General features: G+C 34.5%; 1 protein-coding gene. It reads left to right on the forward strand.

All coding sequences use genetic code 11. From position 1 onward, the window contains the following. The first annotated feature begins 594 nt into the window (after positions 1-594). Positions 595-1278 carry a hypothetical protein gene (locus tag ACY2RU_RS17510; RefSeq protein ID WP_490139776.1) on the forward strand — a complete coding sequence of 228 codons (684 nt, stop codon included), beginning with the start codon at positions 595-597 and terminating at the stop codon, positions 1276-1278. Positions 1279-1387: the final 109 nt, after the last annotated feature.

Consider the following 1387-nt stretch of genomic DNA (forward strand, 5'->3'; position numbering starts at 1 on the left):
CGTTAGCTTTAATGCGAGAAAACGAGTCGGCGGAATTAAAAAACAGTCAGTTCTGTTTTCGATTTTTTTTGAATTTTAAGAAAGTGAAAAATGGAAAAACCGTTTTGCGGAATTCCAAATTTTGCGCTGAACCCTCACTCAAACGTGGAATGAAAAGCAACAGCGGAATTGCTTACTCGAACTCGGAATGAATTACAGAGCGGAATTTGACTTAAAATACGGAAAATCGGAATTCGGAACTGAGCGTGGTTGCTGAGCCTGCCGAATTACAAAATTACGTTTGACTTCCACCCTGCCGAAAAAAACGACAACGGAATTTGAGCAAGCTTGAGCAAACGGAATTGGAAAAACAACATCGGAATTGAATAACGGAACGGAAAACAAAAATAGCTGAACCCAAAAATAGCGGAATGAATTATAAAGCGGAAAAAAGCACTAAAGCTAACATTGTGTATAATTCATTACGGCGGAATTTCCTATCGGAAATTCCTCGCACTTTTGCTATCTTTGGTTCTTTAATCGGAAAAATCTCGCCGATTTTTCCGTAACGAAATCATACACTGGACCGTTAGCAACAAGCAAAAAAAAACAACTATGAACAAAGATTTAACCGCATTTGCAGAAGACATAAGTTGGTTTTTCCAAGAAAATGACAAAGTTGAAATTGAAGAAAGAGTTCTTGAATTGTCGAATGACTTTAAAAATATATTCCCAAAACTGACAAAACTGATTGAATGTTCACGAAAAACCTTTCTGCGAATAAATAATGTTCCACACATTTTGTTCGCTTGGACTGATATTGATGACGAAATATTTGGATGGTTAAATAAAATTGAGGATTTAAAAAATGTATCAGATAAGTTAAGTGCTGAACACAAAATTTTATTGCAAAATATTGGTGGAATACAGGAATCGTTTAATCAGCCAGAGGATTCTCTAACCAATAATCAGAATTTTATGTTTATCGGAACTGAATGCAGTTTCGGAATTGGAAGTTGGAATGAATATTATAAAGAAACTTGCCAAGAAGAAAATATCGAACCGATAGACCACTCAAACCTGATTTGTTTTGTAGAAGAGGCAAACGGAAATATGACTTTCTATAATTCTAAAACCAATAAAATAATATTATTCGCTTCTGACCATTGTTTTGATGATATTACGCCAATTAATGGACAGCCAGAATATACTTTTTACAGTTATGACAAAATAAATACATTTACAGAATATATTGAACAAGTAGCTAAAGAATGGACCGAAGAAAATGCCAGTTGCTAACACCGTATATAATTTATTGCTAGTTCTAGCCTACTTACGAAAATCCTCGCGGATTTTCTATTCCGTTTGTATTTGCTAAATTAGGTGCATAAAAACACGCAACAAATCA

Source organism: Ulvibacter sp. 2305UL32-6 (assembly GCF_058148545.1).